Genomic DNA, 6,080 nt, shown 5'->3' with positions numbered 1-6,080 from the left:
CTTAAAACGAGTGGAAATAGATTTGTTGAAATAAATAAGCAAGACATGAAGATTTTCGATTCGGATAAGCCACGTGGTTATATAGGATTTATGGAAACAAATGATGGAAGTATTCAACCTTCACTCGTCCTTGGTTCGGACAATATTAAATACAGGGGTACAGGATCGTTTTATATTTATCAAGTCATGCCAAGAATGAATGGAGTCGATCAACCTTCTAAAGCGTATGCAAAATTTGGGGTTTCTAAAGGAGAAAATGCAGAAGGAACTAATATTTGGTCAAATTATATTCAAATGCAAAATGACGGTGGACATCTGAGCGTTTATTCAGATGGGCAATTTCGTTTTAAAAACTTGAATGATATTATTTTTGAATCTGAAGGATGGGCTCCAGGATATGGTCACTTCTTTGTAACGACAACTGAACCACATTCTTTTACAAATAACTGGGGGCAGTTTACTTTCAGAAGAAAAGGTAGTGACTATGAAATACATTTCGTAAACGGCGCCTCCGATCATGATTTAATCATGGGTAATGCAATGATAAGATCAAGTTTTGTACAAGGTTATAACAACGGCTTACAGATTAAAGATATGATGGGTAAAGGATGGAAAGATATTGAATTAAGAACACTACGAGCGCAAGAAAATGTAAATGCCAATGGTCAAATGTGGGCGAAAGCATTTAATCCTACGTCAGCTAGAAATATGAAAGAGAATATAAAAGACATTCCGTTCTCGGCGCTTAATAAAATCATGAGTTTGGCTATCAAACAGTACAATTTCAGAGACGACATGTATGATCTGTATCAAATGCGTGTGAACAAGCCGAAAGAACAAACAGAACCATATACAACAAAAGAGATTGAAACGTATTTTGGTATGATTGCAGACGATACCGACGATATATTTACAGATAAAGAGAAGCACGCCATTAATTTATATAATACTGTTTCTATTCTTATTGCAGCCTTCCAACAGCTGTATTGTGAATTCATATCGTTAAAGGAGCAGGTTAAGCAGCATGCTGAAGCGTTACATGTAGTTAAAGAAGAAAATAAACAACTAAAAGAGTAAGTCACTACATGAACAAGTCAAGTTGCGACACTAACAAACGATGTGTCCACATGAAAAGAATGAGTACAAAAATGAATAAATGAAAAACTAGAGTAGCCATCAGTTGTTTTTTATTATGTAAAGGAGTGGTTATATGACATTCAAAACACATGAAGTGAATGTTGATTTAGTGAGTGATGCATCCACGACTCCTACCATTCGCTTTTCACAAAATGATAGAAATTCCGCTAAATTGTTACTAACAATAACAAATAAGGGAGCGGAACTAGATTTAAGTCAGGCGAAAGCAGTACGGATATCATTTAAAAAATCAGATGGGACACGAGTTTTTCAGAACGATTGCCAGCCAATTAACGTTTTAAAAGGAAAGTATCAAATCCTATTAAAAACACAAACATTATCTTCAGTGGGTAATGTTATTGCACAGATCCACATTGAGGAAGAAGATAGAATGATTGATACACAAAAGTTCTTATTTGTAGTAAATGAATCATTAGCAAGTGATGGAGCCGTGGAGTCTGCAAATGAATGTACGATTATTCAAAAGGCAATTGAAGCTGGAAAGAAATTGGAAGGAGTGGATTTCACTACAATTACAGGCTTCCTTCCGAATCAACGGGATTTTATTGAATTACTTCGGAACCATAACACTTCATCTAACATGTATACACGTATTGTAGGGGACCGTACACTTGATATACTTATACCACTTTGTGGGAACAAGGTGGCTCATTACACGTTGCGTAAAGATACAAAAGATGACTATGTAAAATTGGAAGATTGTGCGATTTCTAATTTATCTGTGGTAGCGCAGAAAGTACATGCAATCAACTATAAAAGTGATACGGGAGCCATGCAAAAAGCGAATCCACCAAACTATTATACGACCACAGTAGGTGATACATTCACATTTACATTTGATGGAACGGGTTTTGACTTTCAACATTTCACTGATAATCGAGGTGGACTATGGGAGTTCAAGGTGGATGGTACGGTAGTGAAAACAATAAGTACACACATTCACGCTGTTCCAACGAATGAATTAAAAGTGAACTATGGTATTCGCCCGGTTGCACGGGGTTTAGCAAAAGGAACGCATACAGTCATCGCTACCTTTAAAGGAGATGATCCAGCAAATGCTCCGGCAAGTGGTACGAATACGGCAAGAGGATGGGTGAAGAATGATTCGGGATATGCACAAGCAGCAGAAGCACATAAGACCGCCTTACTTTATGATGATTTGTTACATCCTGTTAAAGAGATAGACTTACTGGTCCCGTTTTCTAATAAAGAATTCGCATTTCGTATGAAACCAAACGGCTCATCTGTAAATGCTGAATGGATACCAGAGCATAGTGTGGCAACGGTTTTTAAAGTGAGTCAAAAAATATATATAGATGATCAAGAAATTACCTCATGGATAGCGGATACAACGGTAAAAGAAGCACAAATGGTAAGAGCGGTACAATCTATGAAAGGATTCCATCCTTCCGATTTAACGAATGCATTATGTGAGATTTATTCTGTCCATACTGTTACAAATCAAGGTGTGACGTTTGATATCAAAATAAAATGGTTAGAAGATACTTTCATAGAAGATGGCTATATAGCAATGCTTCCGGGGAGTCGTCCGTTTGTAGAGAAATTGGTGGATGCGACAGGGCAATCGCTGGATACCATTGCATCAGATAACAGTTTCAGCGATATACCAAATGGTGAAAAAATTATGAGTTATGCGATGTTCAATACGACAGGAACAGATTATGTAGTCGCAATGAAAATCAATAACATGAATGTGAGTTTACGTAAAGGACAAGCTGGATTACGTAACCCACTCGTATGGCTACAGCATAGGGATGGAACACTGCAAAAGTTATATCCGCAAGTGTATAAGAACTGTGTAGTAAAAGCAAATGACGTTCATCAATTTAGTGCAACATACTTTATTGGAGAATTACCACTTGCATCACAATTATTAATTTAAACAAAATACGGCTTTTAAAAGAAAAGAGGGACAAATAGATGTCTCTCTTTTTACTTTGAAATGAGGTGGTCAAAGTGGAAGGATTACAGGATGTAAGGAACGATGTGCAAGAGATAAAGCAAGACATCAAAGATATTCGTTTAGAAATCAAAGGCTTAGAAAATCGAACGACGGGTAATGAAAAAGACATTATAAACATCAATAAGCAACTAGATAAAATCAGCGCTAATACAACTTGGATTTTACGTCTCATTGTTGGAGGCATTATAGGAGCTGTGCTCACTCTCTTATTGAAGGGGGGTGGCATGTAATGGTTAATTTAGCTGTAATGATTGGCATTGTAGTTGGTCTATCGCAGATAGCAAAAACAATTGGATTACAAACAAAATATGTTCCGTTATTGAATGTAACGCTTGGCATTGTGCTAGGCGTTTTATTTTTGGACGGAGATATCAAAACCACTGTATTTCAAGGAATCATCATCGGACTGTCAGCAAGTGGACTGTTTGACCACACAAAAATTATGAAAAAGGATGCTGATGTAAAATGAAAAAGACATTCAAACACATTTCTTCTGTAGTTTTTGCAGCTATTTTAGTTTTATCCATTACAACAAGTGCTTTTGCTGACAGAATTTTAATCATTCCTGATTTACCTAAACAACCATATCGTTATGGTGTCGGTGCATATGAAGGGGTTGTAGCTCATTCTACCGCAACCCCAGAAGCGCCAGCAATCAATATCCAAAGGTATGAAACTCGCACATGGCGAAATGCATTTGTGCACTATGCGGTAGATTGGAATGAAACAATTCAAATTGCTGATATAAAATACATTGCTTACGGTGCTGGACCTGGAGCAAATAAACGATTTGTTCATGTAGAATTATGCGAAACAAAGGATTATGAGAAGTTTAAACGTAGTTATGATAAATACGTGAGATTACTTGCGGAAATATTACAAGATAACAATCTATCGGTAGAGAAAGGATTGTGGATGCATAATGATGTGAGAAAGTACTTGGGCGGTACAGATCATGAAGACCCGCTTGCTTATTTACGTAGCCATGGTGTAACAGAATCGCAGTTTAGAGCGGATGTGCAACGAGCATATCACAATGCTAGTGTGGAAGTTTCTGTTTCTGAGAAGCCATCTAAACCAACAGCCGTAACGGATGGTATCGCTTATATGGAAGGTTATAACGTTAACTTACGTAAAGGCCCAGGTGCAAGTTATTCTAAGATACGTCAATTAAACAAACCGGAATCTTATATTGTATGGGCTGAAAAGGGTGGTTGGTTAAACCTTGGTGGAGACCAGTGGATTAAGAACGCTCCATCTTATGTGACGTTTGAAAAGAAAAGCACAGTTGCTTCTTCTATTGTAGGGAAGCGGGTGGTTTCTAAAGTGAATAACCTACGATTCTATGACGCTCCATCTTGGGCGGATACAGATGTGGCTGGGACTGTAGAGGCAGGATTAGGATTTGTGATTGATGATAAAATAATGGTAAATGGCTCCCAGCAATATAAAGTCCACAATAGTAAAGGGAAAACGTATTATGTTACTGCAAATGTAGCATTTGTATATGTGAAGTAAACAAAAACAGGGAGGTACTTGCCTCCTTGTTGGAAAGAAGAAACATAGTTTCTGGACGATTTTCTTTTATCATCCACTCTAATACATCAGGTAATAACATGATGATTACCCCAAACATTACTCCCAAACCCAGCCCTAGTAGAAGTGAAGTTTTTAAATAATATCCGATGAATAACCAAATACCAGCTAACAGTAATAATAAAAGTGCAAGAGATAGCTTGAAAATCAATTTGTTCTCCTCCAATACGGGGTATTTCACTGTCTATTATAAGGTTTGAAGAAGGTAAATAGTATGGAGAAATAAATAAAAAGTGAAACGGCAAAAGATCGGAAGAGGAATATAAACAGGGCACAGATGAAATTCTCGAGTAACCGTAGGAGAGAGGGATTTGCTTGTTAGTGGGTGGATTATTATATGAGTTGAACGTGTTCTTGCCTTAAGAGTATGCAGGTGATAACAAAATATATTGGAGAAAACAAAATTTAAAATCAGGGAAAATTTTTTGTTACGGCATAAAAAAAGATTGTTTTATTTAGCAAGATGCTGCCCTCCCTCCTGTCTTTTTTTAGAGAGAAGAGGATGTAACCAAGGGGGGCTGGCTCTTCGATCATGAAATGGTTTTGCAACTTTTGGGTGGAACATTTCTTGTTGTAGCAATCTTTTCAGTAGCAGGCTACATGTTTGATTGGGATCGAGAAAATGGGACGTACATAATTGTTGTCTGAGTTTTTGTAACAAGCGCTGAATCTTTTTGATGCGATCTAGGATGTGAGAAGGTAGGACAGGCTGGTTCGTTTGCGTCATTTGTTTGGTTCTGTCACGTTGAGGGAAAGTTATGCCCTGAATGAGTACATGAAAGATCCAGCATGATTCATATAGAAGAAAAGAAACTTCTTTTGATTCACACAAATCGTCGGAAGCTTGCGATACGATTTTCAGACAAAGTAAACTGTGTTGTTCCATATGAAAGAGAGTCGCCTCCAACATAGCTTGCGCAGGTATTTGCGGAAGTGAAGAATCAAGGGATACCATTTCTATACCACCTATCCAGAAGAAGATGTATCGTGATTATTACATGTGTGAGATTTGGATGTACAAGAACATTTTTTAGTCGGAAAAGGTTTCCCCTTACAAGGGCATTTTCCGCAAGGAGAGGTTTGCGATCCGAGCGGTTTATAACAATTACAAGTTTGTTTACAGCAAGATTGACAAGTTTCATGGTTTGGTCCCTCTTTTATCTGGTTCACTTCTTCTAATTTTAATTGTAGTAATAGTTGTGACTTTACAATGGTTTTTAATGTATCATTTACACTTCGATTGATCGTGAGATATTCGCAAAAATTTCGATTCTTTTGTTTTAAAAAATGTTGTAATTTTTCTCCTTCTGCATTGAGTATGTGAGATAAACCGATTTCTTCC

General features: G+C 37.2%; 8 protein-coding genes. 5 read left to right on the top strand and 3 right to left on the bottom strand.

Going from position 1 to position 6,080, the window contains the following annotated elements; translation table 11 throughout:
• The 5 genes from ACQRBL_RS31745 to ACQRBL_RS31725 all read left to right on the top strand — a co-directional run.
• On the top strand, positions 1 to 1,077 hold a 1,077-nt coding region (locus ACQRBL_RS31745; RefSeq protein WP_427736353.1), incomplete at its 5' end, for a tail fiber domain-containing protein.
• 133 nt (positions 1,078 to 1,210) lie between these two features.
• On the top strand, positions 1,211 to 3,061 hold the full coding sequence (locus ACQRBL_RS31740) for a BppU family phage baseplate upper protein (RefSeq protein WP_411996384.1): 1,851 nt from the start codon (positions 1,211 to 1,213) through the stop codon (positions 3,059 to 3,061).
• Positions 3,062 to 3,135: 74 nt separating this feature from the next.
• The gene (locus tag ACQRBL_RS31735; protein ID WP_023523287.1) at positions 3,136 to 3,372 is read left to right on the top strand and encodes a hemolysin XhlA family protein; all 237 of its coding nucleotides are present in this window, start codon (positions 3,136 to 3,138) and stop codon (positions 3,370 to 3,372) included.
• Positions 3,372 to 3,611: a hypothetical protein gene (locus ACQRBL_RS31730; RefSeq protein ID WP_023523286.1), complete on the top strand. Its 240-nt coding sequence runs from the start codon at positions 3,372 to 3,374 to the stop codon at positions 3,609 to 3,611. The genes ACQRBL_RS31735 and ACQRBL_RS31730 overlap by 1 nt, the downstream gene beginning before the upstream one ends.
• Positions 3,608 to 4,660, top strand: coding sequence for an N-acetylmuramoyl-L-alanine amidase (locus tag ACQRBL_RS31725; protein WP_411996385.1), 1,053 nt, complete (start codon positions 3,608 to 3,610; stop codon positions 4,658 to 4,660). The genes ACQRBL_RS31730 and ACQRBL_RS31725 overlap by 4 nt, the downstream gene beginning before the upstream one ends.
• Here the strand turns inward: ACQRBL_RS31725 and ACQRBL_RS31720 are convergent.
• The 3 genes from ACQRBL_RS31720 to ACQRBL_RS31710 all read right to left on the bottom strand — a co-directional run.
• On the bottom strand, positions 4,626 to 4,889 hold the full coding sequence (locus ACQRBL_RS31720; RefSeq protein ID WP_098282451.1) for a hypothetical protein: 264 nt from the start codon (positions 4,887 to 4,889) through the stop codon (positions 4,626 to 4,628). The two genes, ACQRBL_RS31725 and ACQRBL_RS31720, sit on opposite strands and share 35 nt — an antisense overlap.
• A gap of 300 nt (positions 4,890 to 5,189) precedes the next feature.
• Entirely contained in the window at positions 5,190 to 5,693 is a 504-nt protein-coding gene (locus tag ACQRBL_RS31715; RefSeq protein ID WP_023523284.1) for a hypothetical protein, read from the bottom strand.
• A gap of 11 nt (positions 5,694 to 5,704) precedes the next feature.
• A partial coding sequence (locus ACQRBL_RS31710; RefSeq protein ID WP_427736349.1) for a hypothetical protein occupies positions 5,705 to 6,080 on the bottom strand: 376 nt, incomplete at its 5' end.

Origin of the sequence: Bacillus sp. AF62 (assembly GCF_050312695.1) — a bacterium.
Taxonomy (GTDB): Bacteria; Bacillota; Bacilli; order Bacillales; family Bacillaceae_G; genus Bacillus_A; species Bacillus_A cereus.
Note: the sequence above shows the minus strand (reverse complement) of the source record. Positions and strands in the feature narration are given on the sequence as shown.